At 62.9% G+C, this 18,598-nt stretch carries 16 protein-coding genes; 3 read left to right on the forward strand and 13 right to left on the reverse strand.

Features of this window, described 5'->3' with window-relative positions:
• Positions 1-48 precede the first annotated feature (48 nt).
• Together ACFWYE_RS18040 and ACFWYE_RS18045 are read left to right on the forward strand one after the other, a co-directional pair.
• Positions 49-1,563 (forward strand): oligosaccharide flippase family protein, encoded by a 1,515-nt coding sequence (locus ACFWYE_RS18040; protein ID WP_379113250.1) that lies wholly within the window; start codon positions 49-51, stop codon positions 1,561-1,563.
• 41 nt (positions 1,564-1,604) lie between these two features.
• Complete coding sequence (locus ACFWYE_RS18045; RefSeq protein WP_379113252.1) at positions 1,605-3,443, forward strand: alpha/beta hydrolase; 1,839 nt, start codon at positions 1,605-1,607, stop codon at positions 3,441-3,443.
• Positions 3,444-3,489: 46 nt separating this feature from the next.
• Here the strand turns inward: ACFWYE_RS18045 and ACFWYE_RS18050 are convergent, their stop codons facing one another.
• From ACFWYE_RS18050 to ACFWYE_RS18100, 11 genes are all read right to left on the reverse strand, one after another.
• Positions 3,490-5,892 carry a glycoside hydrolase family 2 protein gene (locus tag ACFWYE_RS18050; protein WP_379113254.1) on the reverse strand — a complete coding sequence of 801 codons (2,403 nt, stop codon included), beginning with the start codon at positions 5,890-5,892 and terminating at the stop codon, positions 3,490-3,492.
• A gap of 67 nt (positions 5,893-5,959) precedes the next feature.
• A complete protein-coding gene (locus ACFWYE_RS18055; protein ID WP_379113594.1) occupies positions 5,960-6,928 on the reverse strand; it encodes a DUF1839 family protein in 969 nt (322 codons plus the stop codon).
• Positions 6,929-6,936: 8 nt separating this feature from the next.
• Positions 6,937-7,845, reverse strand: a complete 909-nt coding sequence (locus ACFWYE_RS18060) for an amino acid--[acyl-carrier-protein] ligase (protein WP_379066233.1) — start codon at positions 7,843-7,845, stop codon at positions 6,937-6,939.
• Between the two features lie 3 nt (positions 7,846-7,848).
• A complete protein-coding gene (locus ACFWYE_RS18065) occupies positions 7,849-9,021 on the reverse strand; it encodes an acyl-CoA dehydrogenase family protein (RefSeq protein ID WP_379066231.1) in 1,173 nt (390 codons plus the stop codon).
• Positions 9,018-9,281: an acyl carrier protein gene (locus tag ACFWYE_RS18070; RefSeq protein WP_379113256.1), complete on the reverse strand. Its 264-nt coding sequence runs from the start codon at positions 9,279-9,281 to the stop codon at positions 9,018-9,020. Before ACFWYE_RS18070 ends, ACFWYE_RS18065 begins: the two co-directional genes overlap by 4 nt.
• 213 nt (positions 9,282-9,494) lie before the next feature.
• Positions 9,495-9,980: a hypothetical protein gene (locus ACFWYE_RS18075; protein WP_379066228.1), complete on the reverse strand. Its 486-nt coding sequence runs from the start codon at positions 9,978-9,980 to the stop codon at positions 9,495-9,497.
• A gap of 89 nt (positions 9,981-10,069) precedes the next feature.
• The gene (gene ugpC, locus ACFWYE_RS18080; protein WP_379113258.1) at positions 10,070-11,191 is read right to left on the reverse strand and encodes a sn-glycerol-3-phosphate ABC transporter ATP-binding protein UgpC; all 1,122 of its coding nucleotides are present in this window, start codon (positions 11,189-11,191) and stop codon (positions 10,070-10,072) included.
• 13 nt (positions 11,192-11,204) lie between these two features.
• Positions 11,205-12,101, reverse strand: a complete 897-nt coding sequence (locus ACFWYE_RS18085; protein ID WP_379113260.1) for an ABC transporter permease subunit — start codon at positions 12,099-12,101, stop codon at positions 11,205-11,207.
• A gap of 14 nt (positions 12,102-12,115) precedes the next feature.
• Positions 12,116-13,000 carry an ABC transporter permease subunit gene (locus tag ACFWYE_RS18090; RefSeq protein WP_379066222.1) on the reverse strand — a complete coding sequence of 295 codons (885 nt, stop codon included), beginning with the start codon at positions 12,998-13,000 and terminating at the stop codon, positions 12,116-12,118.
• Between the two features lie 77 nt (positions 13,001-13,077).
• Positions 13,078-14,409 (reverse strand): extracellular solute-binding protein, encoded by a 1,332-nt coding sequence (locus ACFWYE_RS18095; RefSeq protein ID WP_379113262.1) that lies wholly within the window; start codon positions 14,407-14,409, stop codon positions 13,078-13,080.
• Positions 14,410-14,608: 199 nt separating this feature from the next.
• Positions 14,609-14,986: a hypothetical protein gene (locus ACFWYE_RS18100; RefSeq protein WP_379113264.1), complete on the reverse strand. Its 378-nt coding sequence runs from the start codon at positions 14,984-14,986 to the stop codon at positions 14,609-14,611.
• A 263-nt stretch (positions 14,987-15,249) separates the two neighbouring features.
• Between ACFWYE_RS18100 and ACFWYE_RS18105 the strand changes: the two genes are divergently transcribed.
• A complete protein-coding gene (locus ACFWYE_RS18105; RefSeq protein ID WP_379113266.1) occupies positions 15,250-16,173 on the forward strand; it encodes a sugar phosphate isomerase/epimerase family protein in 924 nt (307 codons plus the stop codon).
• Positions 16,174-16,228: 55 nt separating this feature from the next.
• Here the strand turns inward: ACFWYE_RS18105 and ACFWYE_RS18110 are convergent, their stop codons facing one another.
• Both ACFWYE_RS18110 and ACFWYE_RS18115 read right to left on the reverse strand, forming a co-directional pair.
• The gene (locus ACFWYE_RS18110) at positions 16,229-16,909 is read right to left on the reverse strand and encodes a TetR/AcrR family transcriptional regulator (RefSeq protein WP_379113268.1); all 681 of its coding nucleotides are present in this window, start codon (positions 16,907-16,909) and stop codon (positions 16,229-16,231) included.
• A gap of 78 nt (positions 16,910-16,987) precedes the next feature.
• Positions 16,988-18,412, reverse strand: coding sequence for an amidase (locus ACFWYE_RS18115; RefSeq protein WP_379113270.1), 1,425 nt, complete (start codon positions 18,410-18,412; stop codon positions 16,988-16,990).
• Between the last annotated feature and the right edge of the window lie 186 nt (positions 18,413-18,598).

The following is an 18,598-nucleotide window of genomic DNA, read 5'->3' on the forward strand; positions in this document are numbered from 1 at the left end:
GGGGTGGGGTGTAGCGCAGTTGCGAGGAACTCTTTGAGCAGAAGCATCATGTCGAATTCGCTGATCAATGCGGCAGCAGGCATGCTGCTTCTGGTCACCGGCTTCGCTTGCTCGGTTATCGTCGCGCGCCTGCTCGGCCCCGCTGCCAGCGGCACTGTCGCTTTCGCGCTATGGGTGGCGGCCACCGGCTCGCTGGTGGCCGAACTGGGCACGGGAATCCTGTTGCTGAGGCTGCTGCCTCAATTGAAGGCCAAGGGCGTGGACGCGGACGAACGGCGCGGTTTCGCCGCTTTTCTGGCCGTGCCGGTCGTCCTCGCCACGAGCTTGCTGACGGCGCTTTATGCACTGTTCTGCTGGAAGGGCGGCGGCCTTGAATGGAGCAACTCAACCGCCAGCGTGGCTGCGTTCGCCATCGCCTTGCTGTTCATCCAGTCGATCGGCTCCTTCACCAAGAACTACCTGATCGGAGAGACGCGTCTCGGCACCTTCTTCATCTTCACCGTCATTGCATCGATCCTGCAGCTCGGCATCGTTCTGGGCGGTGCGCGACTTGCCGGCACCGAAGGCGTCCTGGTCGGCTACATAGCCGGCCAATCGGTGTTCTTTATCTACACCCTGCGCATTCTTTCGACCCGACGCCGAAAGGCCGGGCACAGCGGCCGCGCCCTCGCCGCGACGTCGCTCCTGCTGTTCTTCGAATTCCTTATCACTGCTGTTTTTCTGACCAGACCGGAGCTGGTCTTCCTGCAGCATTTCCGGGACACACAGGATGTCGGCTTCTATGCGGTCGCGCTGTCCCTGGCGAACCTTGCACTTCAGCTGCCTGTGCAACTGGCGGGAAGCCTGATCCCTTTCTATGCCGAACGACACGAAACCGAGCACGATATCAGCTCTGCCGACCTGTTTGCCGCCGTGGTCCGCTCACTGTCCTATATCACCCTGCCGCTCTGCTTCGGTCTGGCCGCGGTTGCCTCGCCTCTGGTCGTCGCCGTTTTCGGCAATGCGTTCCAACCAGCCGCCATGGCCGTGGCGATCCTGGCTGTCGGCTCGCCTGCCTATGTCTTCATGCTGCTCGTCACCCAGTATCTTTACTCCAGGAACCAGGTGACGGATCGCCTGGTCATCAGCAGTATTGGCGCCCTGTTGATGGTTGTAGGCTGCCTTGTCGCGGTGCCCTCATGGGGCCTGGCCGGCGCAGCGATGGTTCGTGGTTTCGTTTTTCTGGCCATGGGCGCACTCCTCGCCAGTCGTATCACCCTCGAAGGAAAGGCGAAGGATCTTGTTCTCGTCGTGGTCAGGACAGCCTTGGCTGCTATCGCTTGCGGTGTCGCTGCATATCTGGCAGCACGCGCATTGCAGGGGATTTTCGGCCTTGTTGTCGGCATCGCGGTCGGCGCGCTTGTGTACGCGTTTGCAATGCGTCTGCTGGCGGCGATACCATCGGAGGACGCGGCAGCCATCAATCGCCTGCAATCGCGTCTTCCATCTGGCATCGGACGAATGGCGCGATTGTTGTTCGGTTTGATCGCACCACTGCCTTCCACCTCACAGGCTTCGAAATGAATGCTCCATCTGTTCCTGTTTCATCGAGCCAGGCACCAGGCATGACCGAGAACCAGATGCGCAGGCAATGGGCCGCGGCACAGCCCGTGACGTTCTGCGGCACAGTCGGGCTCTACGCTGAAGCGGCAGCTGGTTCCACAAAGCGCGACAGCGCAGTTCTTTTCCTCAGCCCATGGGGCCTCGAGGAGATGTGCACGCGCAAGCTCTGGCGCGATCTCGCTGAGCGCCTGGCGATGTCCGGCATTGCCAGCCTGCGCTTCGACTACCCGGGGACCGGCGACGCGCTGGACCGAGCCGACTTCGCCGACGGTCTCGCTGTCTGGGAGAGGGCTGTGCTTGGCGCCGCCGAAGAATTGCGGCGCCTGTCCGGCGCCGCCCGCCTGATCCTGATCGGTCATGGCATCGGCGCAACGCTGGCTGCAAGCTTCGCTCCCAGGCTCACGGCCGTCGACGCAGCCGTCCTGATGGCGCCGGTCGTCACCGGCCGCTCCTACCTGCGCGAGCTGGCTGCCTGGTCAAAGATGGTGGACGAGGGACTCGGCCTTCGAAAGGATCAACGAATTGCCGATCATGTCGCAGTGGCGGGCCTGGTCATGCCCGACGAAATCGCTGCGCAGATCAAGAAGCTCAACATCGAAGCGCTGCCCACGCCACCGGCGGGCCGTGTCCTGATGCTGGAGCGGTCGGCACACGACAAGGAAGTCGCGCTCTCGAAACATCTGGCCACGCTGGGCGCCAAGGTCACCCGCCTGCCCTATCTGGGCTATGATGATCTGGTTTCCAACCCGACACTCGCCAAACAGCCACTCACGGTCATTGGCCAGGTCGTGGCATGGGTGTCCGAGGCAGCCACGCAGTCGAAGGGCAAGAAAGCGCACCTGCAGGCATCGGAGGTCCCCGGCGCGGCACGACTGGAAGGTCCCGATTTCGTGGAGACTCCGCTGCGCTTCGGTGCCGACGATCGCCTCTATGGTGTTCTCTGCCAGCCTCGAGGTCAAAGGCGAGGCGCCACCGTCATCTGCCTTGGAAGTGGCTACGACCGCCAGGCCGGCTGGGCACGCATGACTGTTGAAACCGCCCGCTATCTGGCGGCCAAAGGCGTGGCTTCCCTGCGTTTCGACGGGGCTGACGTCGGTGACAGTCCACCGGTGGTCGGGGCGCCCGAACAGACGTTGTATACCGACTATCAGGTGGACGACGTGATCGCCGCTTTTGACCTGCTCGATGGGCTGGCACTCGGTCTGGCTGTGCTCGCCGGTCGCTGCAGCGGCGCCTATCTCGCCTTCCGCAGTGCCATTGCCGACGACCGCTGCAAGGCCGCCGTTCTGGTCAATCCCTTCACATTCGTCTGGGACAAGGACGAGGCGGTGGATGACGCCTTGCGCTACAATGCCCGATCGCTCGAAGATTATGGTCGCCGCATGGTCAGCGGCGATACCCTGCGCCGCCTGTTTGCCGGCCGCATCGATGTCCGCAGTGCCGTAACCAGCATCGGCAAGCAGGTCGCCAGGCGCATCGCCGGGATGATGCCGTCGCTGATGGCGCCGGTTTCAAAATATGCTCGCCTGGGAGAAGCGACACATGCCCTGTTCAAGCGCCTCGCCCAGCGGCACATGCCGCTGACATTGATCTACAGCGCGACCGATATCGGCCTGGACCGCTTCCGCTTCCATTTCGGCAAGGACGGCGAAGGGCTGAAACGCTACGGCAACGCCACGTTGGATATCATTGCCGATGCCGACCACAACATCTCGCCACCTGCTGCCAAGGCTGTGGTGCGCGAACGCATTCTTGAAGCTGCCCTGAAGGCGGGCGAACCTGACGGCGCACGTTCAAACACACATGCAAACGGCGCTCCGACATCGCAAGCTGGCGGATGATTTTCGAAGATCGGGCTCGACTTGCGCGACCTTGCACCACGTCCCGTTAGAACCGTGCGGTTGCCCTTGAATTCAGGGCACTGACACCGCCAGTCGGCTTTTCAACGCCTCCAAGCGCAACAAGCCGCACGGTCTTCGCGTCTCCCGGCGCCAGATGGAACCAGTTGTCCGAAGGCCGGAAACCGGGCACGTCGATATGAACCGACTGGGCCAGACGGTCGGTGGAGAGCGTCAGCAGCCAGCGCCCCTCCGCTTCAGACAGCACCGCCGTCAAGGCAGCTTCGGTCAAAGCTTCGGCCCGCCCGAGCGGAAAATGAAACGCCTCGGCAACCAGGCCTTGACCGCCGTCGTCCTCCAACCGGGCAACCGTCACATTGTGCGCAGGCGGCCCGAAGCGGAAAGCATAGGCGGTATCGAAAAAGGCGCCGAACAGATCCGTCGCCGGCAAGGCGATGCCCCGGCGGGCTGGAACCATGATCGTCTGCGTGCCACGCACCACAGGCTGCATCCCATCGCGCAGGCAGGCGATCTCGATGATGAACTCGCGGTCCATGCCACTATCATTGACGACATGCACGTCGATACCGTTTGTACCTTCGTCAGTCAGCATGATCTGCGCCGGGCGAAAGGCGCGCTTTAGCGCATACCAGGCTGGCTTTGGCATGCCCCTGGCATCGACAACACCCCACCCGGCACCCGGCAGCAGATCCTGGAACGTCCAGACCAGTGCTCCGTTGCAGCTTGAGCCCGCTCGGCGCCATTCGGCGAAGGTCGCTTCCATCACCTCGCCTGTCACGGCACGCGAGAGGTCGAGATAGCGGACTGGATCTTCGCGACGCAGCCGTATCGGATCGACACCGTAGAGCAGTGCCAGATAGTGTTCGCGAATGTCTTCGAAATCCCATGACGCGCCACGATCGCGCGGCACGCGCGCCTTCCAGCGCGGATCATGAACGGCCGGCACCGGCAACGCACTGTCGAGCAGCGTCTGTTCCGGCACATTGGCAAATGCCAGGCTCTCGGCGGCAAAACGGACGCCGGCGCGACGCGCATCCTCCAGCGGCCGGCAGTAAGCGCCGACGCCGTAATAGTGGGTGACGCCTTCATTGGGCGAAAACGGCATCGCTCCGCCGCTTGGACTGTTCGGCACGTAAGGCACGTCCGGCCTGATCGCGGTCGCAATGGTGGGCAGCAGGTCGTCCGTCAGCAGGCCCGACCACGATGCCGGCGGCAGCCCAAGCATGGCCGCCTGCTGCGCCATCTCACTGCCTCCGCACAGCACCGCCAGTGACGGCGAGGACGAAATGCCATGCAGGAACTGCTCCGCCTCACTGCGCACCAACGCCGCGAAATCGGCATCGCCGATCGGATAGTCGAAGTTGGCGAACATGAAGTCCTGCCAGACCATAATGCCGAGTTCATCGCACAGCGCGAAGAATTCCGGCGTCTCGTAGAGCATGGTTCCGCCAAGACGGACCATGTTCATGTTCGCGTCGGCCGCGAGTTCGAGAAGTGGCGCGTAGCGATCCCGCTCACCGGGAAGGTCAACGATGTCGGCGCTGGTCCAGGCCGCTCCGCGGCAGAAGACACGCACACCGTTGACGAGAAGGGCGAAGTCCCGTCTGTCGGGGCCTCGATCGACGGCTATCCGCCGAAAGCCGGTGCGGCCGATTGTGCGGCGCTCACCGCCCGCCAGGATTTCGACATCGTGCAGAACCGGCGCTCCGTGCGTGCGCGGCCACCACACCGCGACATCCGGAATGGATAAGCGACCTTCGAAGTGCCCGCCCTCGCTCGAAAGCTCGGCTTCGCTGCCCGCGCAGATGAGGTGGACGGTGCCCTTCAAGCCGGACGCCTTGAAGCTTACCTTCAACTGGCCGGTTCCGTCCTCATCCAACGTCGCGGCGACGCGGACATCCTGCGGCTCGCCGCTGTCCGGCCGGGTCAGCCGGATCGGGCGGTAGGGCCCGGCGGCATGGATCTCCGGACACCAGCCGGGCATGTAGCCGAGCACGGTGGTGCGAACCAGGCGCAAACCCGGCGGCGTGATCATCTGCGGCCGCCAGCGTGCGCGGGTTCCCCGCTTTTCCAGATGGGGTGCGAGCGCCCGAAAGCAGACGGCCAGCCTGTCCTTCCCGGTCAAGGTGACAGCCAGTTCATGGCCTATGAACATCGAGCCGGAAGTGAGGACCAGATCGCCATTCCAATAGATTTCCGCAATGGTCGCCAGCCCATCGAAATGGAGCATGGCCGGTCCGGGCGGCTCTCCCAGGTGATCGAGAAGGTACCAGGCGTCGGACGTGTTCAACGGTCGCGGCGCGGTGCGCTCGAACTGACCGTCCCGCTCCAGCGCACCGGCAACAGTACCGGGAACAGGCGCTGACACCGTCCGAAAAGGCCCTGCATCCGGCGGCGGCGTATCCCAGGCACCGGCAGGTGTGAGCGCCATCCGCCAGCCCTGTACGAGGAGGCCGCCCTGACTGCCACGTGCTGGAGTAGCCGCGTTCACGGCGCTTCTAGCCGAGCCTGCCGGCGAGGTCGCGCATCAAGGCATCCCAGGCCTCTATGGCCGGATCGAGAGCGGTGGCCAGCGGTTCGAACTTGCGCCGCGCCACGGCGCGCGCCACCTGGAACTGCGCCGCCTTGGCAACTTCGGAAATACGCCGCGCATGACCGGCCGCTCCGGCCAGGGAACCGTCGGGGTACAGCCAGTCGAGGTGAGCCGCGGCCAGGTCGAAATTCGCACCGAGCTGGCGCAGCGTGTTGAACGCATATTTATGGAAGAAATCGAACGGCCGCTCCGCCAGCTTTTCGACCTGGCCGGGAAAGGCCTTGGCGAAGGCCGCCACCGGATTGTCGACCGGCCGACGCGCAAAATGCTGAATTGCCAGGCGCTCGGCATGCGAATGCAGATGGTCGTGCGCGGGCCGTTGCGCCGGAAATTTGGCGAATTCCGTATAGGGCAGGAACGGCAGGTCCTCCGGCCCGTCCTTCATATGGAACAAGCCGTCGAAATCATCGCCTTCGAGGTTGAAGAAGCCGGCATTGTGGAAATAGTCGATACTGCGGCTGGCGACATCAAGCCGGTTGATCGCCACCGTGGTCTTGCCGTGCTCGTGCCTGTAACCGACACCATGCGTGTCGGGCATATAGAAACTGTCCATCTCGACAAGGCACAGACGGCCACGCTTCAGCTGTTCGGCGACATGCGCCTCGACGCGGTCGTAGATGGCGAGTTCCGTGCAACGGATGCCGTACAGTGCCTCGAGATCTTCCAGCGGCACCTTGAAGAAGGTGAACTGGTCGCCCTCGAAATCCTGCGTCAGCGTGAAACCCAGCATCGCCTCCGGCTCGCTGCCGAAGGCGTGCAGCGTCTCGATCCACAGATCGACATAACAATTGGTCTCGGGCCACATGCGCTCCGCCTGGTGCAGCGCATGTGGTTTGTAGCTGGCGGGGTCGAGCCCGGCAAAGACCGTCGGCAGCGTCAAGATCAGAATCCGAAGGTCTTGCGAACCGGCGCCGGCCAGGCATCGATATCGAGGCCGTGGTGGTTCAGCAGCGCCAGCGCGATGCGCTCCAGCCCGAAGCCGACGCACGCGGTATGGGCGACTTCGCCGTCGGCCGTGTTGATTTCCCAGCCCTTGCCGAAATGGTCCTGGTGATAGTTGAAGCTCATGCAGGCCGTCGGCTTGGCTGTCGAGGTGATCGGGATCAGCAGTTCGAACTTCAGGTTCTGGTCGCGCTGGTTGTTCTTCATCATGCGCCCGGCGCGACCGAAGAACGGATCATTGGCGACGTCGATCTCCACCGGCAACGCCACGGAAGCCATCAGCGCCTTGCCGCGCTCCATCCAGTCGTTGCGGAACGCCATCACCTGTTCCGGCGTGCCCATGCGCACATATTCGCGCATGCGGAAAAGCTGCATACGCGCAGGATCATTGGAAGGCTCGCGCCGGAAACAATAGGATTGCAGGTCGAACAGACCGCCGCCCTCCGGCAAGGCACCGCGCTTGGCCACCGTCGGATAGAGCGGATAGCAGGCGGCGGGCGTCAGCACGATGTCGGTGCCTTCCTGGGTCTTGGTCCAGTCCTCGCCGGTCTCCATGCACTGCAGGAGATTCATGTGGTCGAGTTCGTTGCCGCAGAAGGAATGTATCGTGCCGGCGAGCTGCGGAAAGCTCTTCATGTAGCCGCTGCCCTCGAAATGCGCGCGATTCATGCCGGGCGGGAAGCGGATCGCTTCGGCGCCGTCACCGCCACCGACCCTGTCGATCAGAGCCTCGAAACGGGTGATGATGTCCTCGAACCGGCCGCTGCGGCCATAAAGCCCTTCGACGCCGGTTTCGATGAGCAGGCCGGTTTCGAACAGCCGGTCCAGAAGCGAGGTTTGCTGGTCCATGGCTTACCCCATCAGGCTCGTGTCCTGCTTGTGCACAAGCAGGAGGTTCGACGTGTTACCGAGGATACGGTCATTGGAAATCATCAATTGCGCCGAGTGCGCGTCACGCAGGTGGCGGCCAAGGCTGTAGGGCGTGCCATTCTTGTAGCCGAGGATACCGCATACCAGCATGGCGTGGTTGATGATGGTGAGGATCGTCTCGGACGAGCCGATCTTGACGTTGTTCATCGCCACCGCAAACCCGATGGAGGACAGGCGATCGTGATCGGCCTTCGCCGCCTCGAACTCACGCAGTCCGGCAATGATGTTGGATTTCAGGAGCTGCAGCAGGCTGGACGCTTCGGCCAACCGCAACGCGCCTGGCGGCGGCGCGCCGGGGCTCTTGCGGGCAGCTGCGCGCACGAAGCTCTGCGCGCGCGCCATGGCGTTGACGGCGATGCCGTACCAGACCGCGCTCCACAAAAGGTGCGAGGTCGCCAGCATCGATTGCGCTGCGATTTCGGCGAAGGGCTTCGGCAGGATCTGCACGGCGGGCGCATCGCCCTTGAACAGGTAGCCGTCGGAGCAGGTGCCGCGCATGCCGAGCGTGTCCCATACCTGGGTACGCTCCAGCGTGTATTGATCCTTGCCAAACACCGTCATTACCTGGTCGGTAGAAGCGGCTTCGGCATTGGCACGCGAGGTGATCAGGATGGCATCGGCATATTCGCCATAGGAGATGACCGTGGCATCCTTCTCCAGATGGCAATCGGCTCCGTTCACTTCGATGGCGCAGATGCTGTTGCGCAGATTGCCACCGATGCCCCCTTCGGTGGTGGCCGAGGCAAGCAGCAGTTGTTCGTCGGCGACGCGACGCATGAAAGCCTGGTGCCAGCCACTCTCCGAGCCGTGCGAAACGAGGCTGGAAAGCTTGATGTGGTGCATGGCGAAGACCATGGCCGCGGAGGCGCACGACTGGCCGATCAGCGAACAGATTTCGGCAACGTCCGATATCGTGGCATCCTCGCCGCCGAACTCGTCGGCGATCTGGACGGAAAGCAGCCGTTCGAGCCGCATGGCATCGACCGCCTCTTGCGGAAAACGGCTCTTGATGTCGACGTCGTCGGCATGAGCGGCGGCGACCGCCGCCACGCGGCCGGCGCGTTCGGCAAGACGTGTGCTGGCCGGCGCGTTCATTCTGCCGCCGTGGCCCCGTTGAGGATGCCCTGCACGGCTGCGGCAATCGCATCGACGCTCTGGAATGTTTTGCGGTTGAGCAGCGAATCCGGGAATTCGAGGTCGAACGCCTCTTCCAGAGCCAGCATGATCTGAACTGAGGCGAAGGACGACAATCCCGCCGCGTAGAGGTCCGACTGGTCGCCGAGCGTTTCGATCCCGCCCGGCAAACCGCCACGCGCGGCCAGAATTTCACGAATTTTCGACTTTACATCGCCCACGATACTCACCCTACCCAAGAAGGAACGCGCTATCCTCGCCCTTCCTCTAAATTAACCGCAATAAAATCGCATGAACGGGAATGGATAATAGCCTGTAAACCCGCACATGCCGGAAGCTCCAAGCTAGCGCATCGACCTGAAAATCGAAATCGATTTCGGCAGTCATGGTACGTAGCTTCGAGTGTTGGCGCGTTCCTTGCACCCCACCGTGGTTCAGAGCGCGAAGGACCAGAACAGGCAGGCGAGCGTTGCTGCCGCAAAAACGACCAGGAAGAGGCTGCGCAACAGAACGTTGCGCCTCAACTCGTTCATGACGAGGTGACAGCCCACCACAGCCGCGACAAACAGGAAGCGCCAGTTCCACAATGCCCACAGCGCGCTGCTTTGGCCGAAGGCCCAGCGTGCCGCCAGCGACCCGACAATGCTGGCGAACAGCACCACAACCGCCCAGACGACGATATCGGCGGCATTGAGCAGGACGATGCTCGCCGCGCGCAGCGGCAGCACCATCATCAGCATGGCCGAAAAGAAATAGAGCGCGGCGAGCGGCAGGAAGGTCGTTGCATCCGCAATGTCGTCCAGCCGCTTCACGCCGATGGCGCCGAACGGATAGCCGTGCTGCGCTACCGCCAGGCTCAGCGCCATCAGCAAGGCGGAAAACACCGCAACCACGGCGAATGAAGTGACGATCTTGCTCACGGGGCTTCCCTCACGAATCGGACATGAGCAAGCCTAGCGCGATGTCGTAAACCACCGGTAAGCCGAAAGGCGGCCGGTGGTCGTCGTCGTCAAGCGATGATCTGCGAAGGCGTCGTATTTTTCACTGCGGCCACGGGCGCGCTGACCTCCTCCAGCCGTCGACCGCTGTCGGCGTCGAACAACTGGATATCGGCAGGATCGACCGAGAAGAAGAACGGCTGGCCCGGCTGCAGGTCGGCGCGTGTCGCGACGTGCACGATCATCCCCTGTCCACCGAACGAGCCATGCAGCAGCTTGGCGATGCCGAGCTCTTCGGCAAAGTCGAAGCGCGCGGAAAGCGGACCGGAACCGAATTTCACCGCTTCGGCACGGAAGCCCGCGACGACCGGACCATGGCCGATCTCCGGCCATTGGTTGCGGTCATAGGCGAGCTGCTGGCCATCCGGCAGCTTGATGACGCCTTCGTCCGGATGAGCGGCACCCTTCAGCAGATTGAGCCCGGGCGAGCCGATGAAATTGGCGACATAGGTGGTTTCCGGGCGGCCATAGACCTCGCTCGGCGTCCCGACCTGCTCGATGCCGCCCTTGTTCATCACGACGATACGGTCGGCGAGCGTCATGGCCTCGACCTGGTCGTGCGTCACGAACAGGGTCGTCGCGCCGAGCCGCTGGTGCAGCTTGCGGATTTCGACACGCATGGCGACGCGCAACGTTGCATCGAGGTTGGACAAGGGCTCGTCGTAGAGGAACACTTTCGGTTCGCGGATCATGGCGCGCCCCATCGCCACGCGCTGCCGCTGGCCGCCGGAAAGCTGGGCCGGCTTGCGTTCGAGAAAATCGGTCAGGCCAAGCGTAGCCGCGACCTTGTTGACGCGTTCGATGCGTTCGGCTTTCGGCAGCCCGGCGATCTTCAGCGAGTAGCCGATGTTTTTCGCGACAGACATATGCGGATAGAGCGCATAGTTCTGGAACACCATGGCGCAGCCGCGTTCGCGCGGCTCCAGTCTGTTGACCACGCGGCCGGCAATCGTGACCTCCCCCGAGGTGATCGTTTCCAGGCCAGCCACCATGCGCAGCAGCGTGGACTTGCCGCAGCCTGAGGGCCCGAGAATGACGATCAGCTCGCCGCTGGCGACGTCGAGATTCACGCCGTGCACGACCTCGTTCTTGGCGTAGGATTTGCGCACGTCGCGCAAGGTGATTTCGGCCATGGGGTGTGATCCCTTATTTTTCGGTGGAGATGAGGCCGCGCACGAACCAGCGCTGCAGGAAGATGGTGACCAGCACCGGCGGGGTCAGCACGATCAGGTTGGCGGCCATGGCAACGTTCCAGATCGGCGGTTCGCCGAACACCGGCCCGGGCACGATCTTCTGAAGCTGCATGGTGGCGGTGGCGAAGTTCAACTGGTCGGTCACCACCAGCAGCGGCCACAAATACTGGTTCCATGACCATACGAACATGATGGTGGCGAGCGCGGCCATGTTGGTCTTGGAGAGCGGCATCAGCACTTCGAGGAAGAAGCGGACCGGGCCCGAGCCATCCATCTTGGCCGCTTCGGTCAATTCGTCTGGAACCGTGAGGAAGAACTGCCTGTAGAGGAACGTGCCGGTCGCTGTGGCGATCAGCGGCAGGATCAGGCCGGAATAGGAGTTGAGCAGGTTCCACTCCGGCAATCCGACCGAGATCCCGAACAGTCCGAAGATCGCCTTGAATGGCCTCAACGCGTCGGCCGCCACCGCATAGGTCGGCACGATGCGCACTTCCAGCGGCAGCATCAGGGTGATGAAGATCAGCCAGAACATCACCATGCGCAGCTTGTAGCGGAAGTAGACGATCGAGAATGCCGAAAGCGCGGCGATCACGATCTTGCCGATGGTGACGCCGCCGGCGACGATGATGGAATTCAGCATCACCCGGCCGAAATTGCCGCGTTCCCAGGCGGTGGCCATGTTTTCGAAGAAATGGCTGCCGGGCCATAGCGGCATCGGCACCTGGTTGACCGTATGGAAGTCGTGGCTCGCAGCCACGAAGATGATCCAGAACGGAATGAGCAGTGCCGCGAGGCTGAAGATGAGCAGCGCGTGGGTGAGGAAATCGAGGACGGGGGTGCGTTCGATCACGGCCAGGCCTCCGCTCAGCGATAGTGGACGCGCCGCTCGACGAAGCGGAACTGGATGAAGGTCAGTGCGATGACGAGCACCATCAGCACGATCGATTGCGCGGCGGCGAGCGAGTAGTCCTTGCCCTGGAAGCCGTCGGTGTAGATCTTGTAGACCATCAGTTCGGTCGCCCGCGCCGGACCGCCGGATGTGGTGATGTCGACGATGCCGAAACTGTCGACGAAACTGTCGGTGATGTTGATCACGATCAGGAAGAACAGTGTCGGGGTGATCAGCGGCAGCTGGATATCCCACATCCGCCTCAGCACACTGGCACCGTCCATCGCGCTTGCTTCGGAAATCGTGCGCGGTATCGACTGCAGGGCGGCCAGGAAAAAGATGAAATTGTAGCCGACCATCTTCCAGCTTTGCGCCAGCACGATGAGCGTGAAGGCGTCGTAGCCGTTGAGCGCCGGGTTCCAGAGACCGGGGAAAGCATGGTTGATCACCGACACGAAGCCGGCATCCGGCGAGAAGATGAAGCGGAACGCCAGGCCGACGGCGGGGGCCGCCAGCGCGTAGGGCAGGAAGAAGGTGAACTTGTAGACCTGGTGGCCGGGCAGCCGGCGGTCGACGAAAAGCGCGAGCAACGCGGCAATCGCAAGCGAGAGCACCGTGGCCGAGAAGGCGAAGGTCAGCGAAACCCGCACCGAGTTCCAGTATTTCGGATCCTCGAACACGGTCATGAAGTTCTGCAGGCCAACCCACTGATTGCTGCCGCCGAAAGGTGGCTCCAGGGTGAGCGACCAGTAGAGCGCCTCGCCGGACGGCCAGTAGAAGAAAACGAAGATCAGAAGCATCTGCGGAGCGATGAAAGCTGCCGCCAGCCACAGATTGGAGAAAGTCGCACGCTTTTCCACGCGGATGCTCCTTGCCGGTCATGATTATGAAAGGGGCGTCGCGGCCAGCCGCGACGCCCGGATAAGGTCAGGCCTGCTTACGGCAGGGCGACACCCTTGTAGGTCTGCTCGTAGCGACGCAGGATCTGGTTGCCGCGTTCGACGACGGCGTCGATGGCGGTCTGCATGTCCTTCTGGCCGGTGAAGGCAGCTTCCAGCTCGGAGCGCAGCTCGGCGCGGACCGAGGTGAAGTTGCCGAGACGGATGCCACGCGAGAGCGGGGTGACGTCGGACGCGGTCAGCGAAGCGATCGCGATGTCGCGGTTGACACGCTTCGGATCCTTGTAGAAGCCTTCTGCCTTCAGCAGCTCATAGCCCTTGGTCGTGACCGGGATATAGCCGGTGTTTTCAGCGATGTACTTCTCGCCGGTATCCGGAGCCGTGACGTATTTCAGGAAAGCCGCCGCGGCTTCGTATTCTGCCGGCGACTTGCCTTCCATGACCCACAGCGAAGCGCCGCCGACCATCGAATTGGTGCGCTTGGCGGCATCGATGACCGGCATCATGGCGACGTCCCACTTCAGGTCCTTGGCCTGGGTGTTGTGCACGGTGCCGTGGTTGGCGATCGAGGTGATGGTGGCGGCGCAGGTGCCGTCGGCGAACGCCTGGACGACGTCCTTGCCCATCTGCTTGGTCTGGATCTTGGCATAGCCGGCGTCGAGCCAGGACTTGAAATCCTTCATGTGGCCGACGAAGGCGGTCTTGTTGAAAGCGAGTTCGGCACCGAGACCGCCGTAGCCGTTGTCGAGCGTGGCCAGCGGAATGGAGTTGGTCGCCGAGAACTGTTCGAGGTCCATCCAGGAATCGAAGTCGAAGGCAAAACCGCAGGGAACGCCGGCAGCCTTCATCGCCTTCAGGTCTTCGCCGAACTCGGCCCAGGTCTTCGGCGCTTCGGTCTTGCCGATCTTCGCGAAGACTTCCTTGTTCCAGTAGAAGACGGCGGTCGAGGAATTGTAGGGGAACGACCACATCTCGCCGGTGGAGGTGGCGTAGTAGTTGGCGATGCCCGGGAAATAGGATTTCCAGTCGATGTCGAGCTTGTAATCCTTGGCGAACTTGGTGGCCGGATAGATGGCGCCCGACAGCATGAAGTTCACGGTGCCGGCATCATAGATCTGGACGATCGTCGGATGCTGCTTGGAGCGATAGGCCGCGATCGTGTTCTGCTCGGCCTTGTCGTAGCCACCCTGCCCGGTGCAGACGGCTTCGTATTTGTCCTGCGACTGGTTGAACAGCTGGCAGTGCTTGGCCACCACTTCGCCGAGGTCGCCGGTGAGGCCGTACCAGAATTCGAATTTGGTGCGTTCGGCGGCGCTGGCGCCGCTAGCAAGCACGACGGCCGTCGTCGCGAGCAGGATTAATCGTTTCATTCGTCCTCTCCAGACAGGAAGGTTGCTGCGCGAGCGCAACGCCCGCTACGGCGCCTCCCCTAGAGAGATCACATGACAGCCGCGTTGTGGTTTCGTGATGAAATGACGACAATCCCCACCGGCGCGGGCCAGCAAAAGCTGTTATTCGCCTCTGAGAGGCAGAACCGGGCCAGGGCCGGGCCTGAACGGTCAATCCGGATCAGACACCGGCGTCGCGGATCTCGAAGACATTGCCGCCGCTGGTGAGGAAGCGCCCGCGCTCGCCGCGGCGAACGCTGTAGCATTTCTCGCCGCCGTCGCGGATCTCGCTCCACACGGTGCACAGTTCACCATTGCGCAGCGCCCACCGCCCCTTGTCGCCCTGCTGGACCGAGTTGTCGCCCGAATTGTCGATCGTGATCTCGGCGGAGCCGTCGGGTGCCAGGATCAGCGAACCGCCGCGCCAGCCGCCATCCTCCCACCAGGCGATGGAATGCCCGACCAATTCGTTCTTCAGTTCGGCTGATGTGAGATCGCCCGCGCTCGTTTCGCCGGAGAGAAGCAGCGAAGCGACCAGGAGTGCCGAATGCAAAGCCATGCCACGCAAAGCCCGAATCCTCATCCATGACGATCAGGTGACGATTCAATGACATTTGCCGGCTTCTGTCGAGGCTCGATTGAAGGCAGCGGCAGATGGTTTTCCCCAGGCCGCGTCAGCGAAGTGTCATGCGCCGGTCAGATGCCGGACATGAAAGCGCGCCATTGTCGCGAACGGCCTGCCGAGCACCGCTCGGCCAAAATCCAGCCTGCCCAAGATCCAGCCTGCAAAGTCGCAAGCCCGTAAACTGAAGGACCAAGCCCATGTCAGCCGTCACCGGCACCGGAATCTCCGCCCACAAGCGCGCCAACGATCTCTCGGACTTCGCCGAAGAGCTCGACATGATCGAGGAACTGGGCGTCGAGGCGATCGAACTGCCGACCTACGACATGGATATCGTCGTCGGCGGCAAGATCAGGAAGCCGCAGCTTGCCGCCCTGACGCGCGCCTGCGCCGGCCGCGACATCGTCTATTCCGTGCATGGCCCGCTCGCCATCAACTTCATGGACGAAGCTTACCGGCTGCCGCGGCATTTCGAGGTGCTGCAGGCGTCGCTCGAAGTGGCGGCCGAGGTCGGCGCCGAGCATTATGTGATCCATTCCGGCCTGATGCCGATGCAACAGGCCGACGGCGTCGAGGCCGGCTATCAGCGGCAGCGCGAATGGCTGGCCAAGAGCGGTGACGTCGCCCGCCAGCATGGGCTGATCCTCTGCGTCGAGACCCTGTTCGCAGGCTATGACGGCAAGGCGCTTGCGGCCTCGCCGTCACGGCTTGCCACGGAGCTCGGTGCGATCAACCATCCGAACGTCATGGCCACGCTCGATTTCAGCCATGCCTATCTGAAACTCGACTTCGACGGCCGTCGTGACGAATTCGTCGAGGAGGTGAAGGCGCTGGCACCCTATGCGCGCCATCTGCACGTTCACGACAGCTTCGGCCGCCAGGACGACATCTGGATGTTCACCGACGGCGAACGCATCGCCTACGGTCACGGCGACCTTCATCTGCCGGTCGGCTGGGGCGACATTCCCTGGGACAGGCTGATGGCCGAATGCGAGTTCCCTGACGGTGTGCTGTTCAACATCGAGCTGAAGGAACGCTACTGGTACGCCGCGCAGGACACTGTCGACGCCACCAGGCAGCTCGCCGAAAAGGCTCGTTTCGTACGCACCGCCGCCGCAGCCTGAGCTGTCGGTCTGAACAGTGCCCTCAGATGGTCATCCGGGGGCACCGAGCTCGTCTTCATGCCGGGTCGAAATGCCTTGGGAAGGCATGATGCAGCAGCGTCGCGATCGTCTTGGCCGGAATTTCGGACTCGCGATCGGGTGGATTGAGGTGTCCCCAATACCAGGCCCCCTGGACCAGGTAGTTGAGGCTTTCGGACAGCGCCCTTGGATCGACGCCGGTGTAGTTGCCGAGGCGCACGATCTCGGCAAGCAGGTCGCTGGCTTCGGCATTGTAGGCAAGGTCGCCGGGCAGGCCGATTTCCTTGTAGATCTGCATGCTCTTGCGATCGCTGCCGAAGATGACGAAGACCGAAACCCATTTTGGATGCTGGCGCGCAAACCGGCGCCCGCATTCGACCGCCCCCGTCACGCGTTGCACCGGCGACAGGCCGGGCGCACGCACCATGCTCGTCCAGAGCGCGTCATACTGATCGCTGAGATACTGCAGCACCGCGCGAAGCAGGTTCTCCTTGTTGCCGAAATGGAAGACCACCAGCGCATTGGAAGCTCCCGCCTGTTTGGCGATGGCTTGCATGGTCAGGCTGGACAGGCCCTCGTCGGCGATGAGGTCGATGGCGGCGTCGATGATGCGCTGGATGCTCGCCTCGCCGCGTTCGCGCCGACGGTCGCGGGCAGCCGGGCGCTTGCCTGATACGGCCTGCTTTCCTTCAGCCGTGACTGCGCTGCGTTGAACCATCCTGCTTCAGTCCCCTGCCCGGCCACGCGCTCATCCGCGGGGCCGGCTGATTTCGTCTCGGGCCGACATGCGCCTTGGTCACAGCGACGGGCGTGCTCCGTCGCCATACCATTGGCCCCGTGCCGTTTCATAGGCCATTGCCGCGCGGAATACATCGGCATCGCTGTAGGTACGCCCGACAATCTGGATGCCTGTCGGCACGCCATTTGTCGCCCGGCCAGACGGCATCGAGACAACGGGACAGCGGCTCAGCATGTTGAACGGCGTGGTCATCACCCAGCCGAGCGACGGGTTCACCGTCTTGCCGTTGATCTGCACACTATCCTTGGTCTGGTCGAACTCGGCCGGCACCGCCGGCAGCGCATTGGTGGGACACACAAGCACATCGTATTTCTCGAGCAGCGGTCCGAGGCTCTGATACATCCGCCCCGCCACCTCCAGCGTTGCGACGAAGTCGGTCGCCTTCGATTTCTGCCCGTCCAGGGCGAACTGCCGGGCATAGCTCGTCATGTCGTCGCCATGCTCCTTGAGCAGGCCGGCCAGCGACGCGCCGAAGATATGCTCGAGATAGGCCATGCCGGATTTCAGCACCTCGTCGCCCCAGCCGAGATCGACCTCTTCCACAGTCGCCCCCAGCGAACGGAAAACCTCACAGGCTTCCAGCGTGTTCCTGCGTACGTCCGGGCTCACCTCGAACGAGCCGAGGTCCATGGAGAAGGCGATCCGCCAGCCCTTGATCGGCTTGTAGTCGAGCGGCAGCCTCAGCTTCGGACGCAAGGTGGAGATGTCGAGCGGGCTCGGCCCCGTCATGACGTTCTGCAGCAGGACCGCGTCGGTGACGTTGCGCGCCAGCGGCCCGGTGTGGCAGTAGAAATCGAGATTGAACGGCGGCTCGTCCGGGTTGCGGCCATAGGGCGGCTTGAAGCCGACGAGACCACATGCCGAGGCCGGGATGCGGATGGAACCGGCGATGTCGGACCCCGTCGCGATCGCCGACGTGCCCGCGGCCAGCGTCGCCGCCGAGCCGCCCGAGGAACCGCCAGGCGTGAACTCGGGATTCCACGGATTGCGCGTGACACCCCAGCGCTTCGACCAGGTGTAGCCGGCGCAGCTGAATTCCGGCGTTGCGGTGCGCGCATGCACGATGCCGCCGGCCTTGATGATGCGTTCGTTGATCGTGGAGGTGTGGCCGCTCACCGCGCCCTGGGTCAGCAGCGAACCATGCGAGGTCGGCTTGCCCTTGATATAGCTCTCGTCCTTGACGCCGATCGGCAGGCCTTCGAGCGCGCCGGTCCTGGCGCCTTTGGCGTATTTGGCTTCAGCCTTCCTGGCGAGCGCCATGGCTTCATCGAAATAGGTGAACGTCAGGCAGTTGATCGAGGATTTCGTAGCCTCGGCGCGCCTGATGGTGGCTTGCATCAATTCCACCGGCGAAAGTTTTTTGGCCCTGAAAAGCTGCAGCGCCTTGTTGGCTGGCATGTAGCAAAGGTCGAGATCGGACATGCGTGGTCTCCGGCGATCGGGCGATCGCGAATGTGGTCTGGGAGCAATTCCAGGAAAAGTGCGTGCGGTTTTCCGTCTGGAATTGCGTGAAAACAAGGAGCTGGAGCGTTTCCGCTTTTTCCGTGAGAACGCTCCAGGGATGGCTGTCCGGGCGGTGCGGCGCCCGGAACTGGCTGGTGAGAGGCG

This window comes from Mesorhizobium sp. NPDC059025, from assembly GCF_042739655.1.
GTDB lineage: Bacteria > Pseudomonadota > Alphaproteobacteria > Rhizobiales > Rhizobiaceae > Mesorhizobium.

Bases quoted from the DNA above. Each gene is read 5' to 3' on its own strand.
- ACFWYE_RS18100 (WP_379113264.1), bottom strand. From the start codon at position 14,986: ATGGCTTTGCATTCGGCACTCCTGGTCGCTTCGCTGCTTCTCTCCGGC.
- ACFWYE_RS18095 (WP_379113262.1), bottom strand. From the start codon at position 14,409: ATGAAACGATTAATCCTGCTCGCGACGACGGCCGTCGTGCTTGCTAGC.
- ACFWYE_RS18040 (WP_379113250.1), top strand. From the start codon at position 49: ATGTCGAATTCGCTGATCAATGCGGCAGCAGGCATGCTGCTTCTGGTC.
- ACFWYE_RS18045 (WP_379113252.1), top strand. From the start codon at position 1,605: ATGACCGAGAACCAGATGCGCAGGCAATGGGCCGCGGCACAGCCCGTG.
- ACFWYE_RS18115 (WP_379113270.1), bottom strand. From the start codon at position 18,412: ATGTCCGATCTCGACCTTTGCTACATGCCAGCCAACAAGGCGCTGCAG.
- ACFWYE_RS18050 (WP_379113254.1), bottom strand. From the start codon at position 5,892: ATGGCGCTCACACCTGCCGGTGCCTGGGATACGCCGCCGCCGGATGCA.
- ACFWYE_RS18065 (WP_379066231.1), bottom strand. From the start codon at position 9,021: ATGAACGCGCCGGCCAGCACACGTCTTGCCGAACGCGCCGGCCGCGTG.
- ugpC (WP_379113258.1), bottom strand. From the start codon at position 11,191: ATGGCCGAAATCACCTTGCGCGACGTGCGCAAATCCTACGCCAAGAAC.
- ACFWYE_RS18060 (WP_379066233.1), bottom strand. From the start codon at position 7,845: ATGGACCAGCAAACCTCGCTTCTGGACCGGCTGTTCGAAACCGGCCTG.
- ACFWYE_RS18110 (WP_379113268.1), bottom strand. From the start codon at position 16,909: ATGGTTCAACGCAGCGCAGTCACGGCTGAAGGAAAGCAGGCCGTATCA.
- ACFWYE_RS18105 (WP_379113266.1), top strand. From the start codon at position 15,250: ATGTCAGCCGTCACCGGCACCGGAATCTCCGCCCACAAGCGCGCCAAC.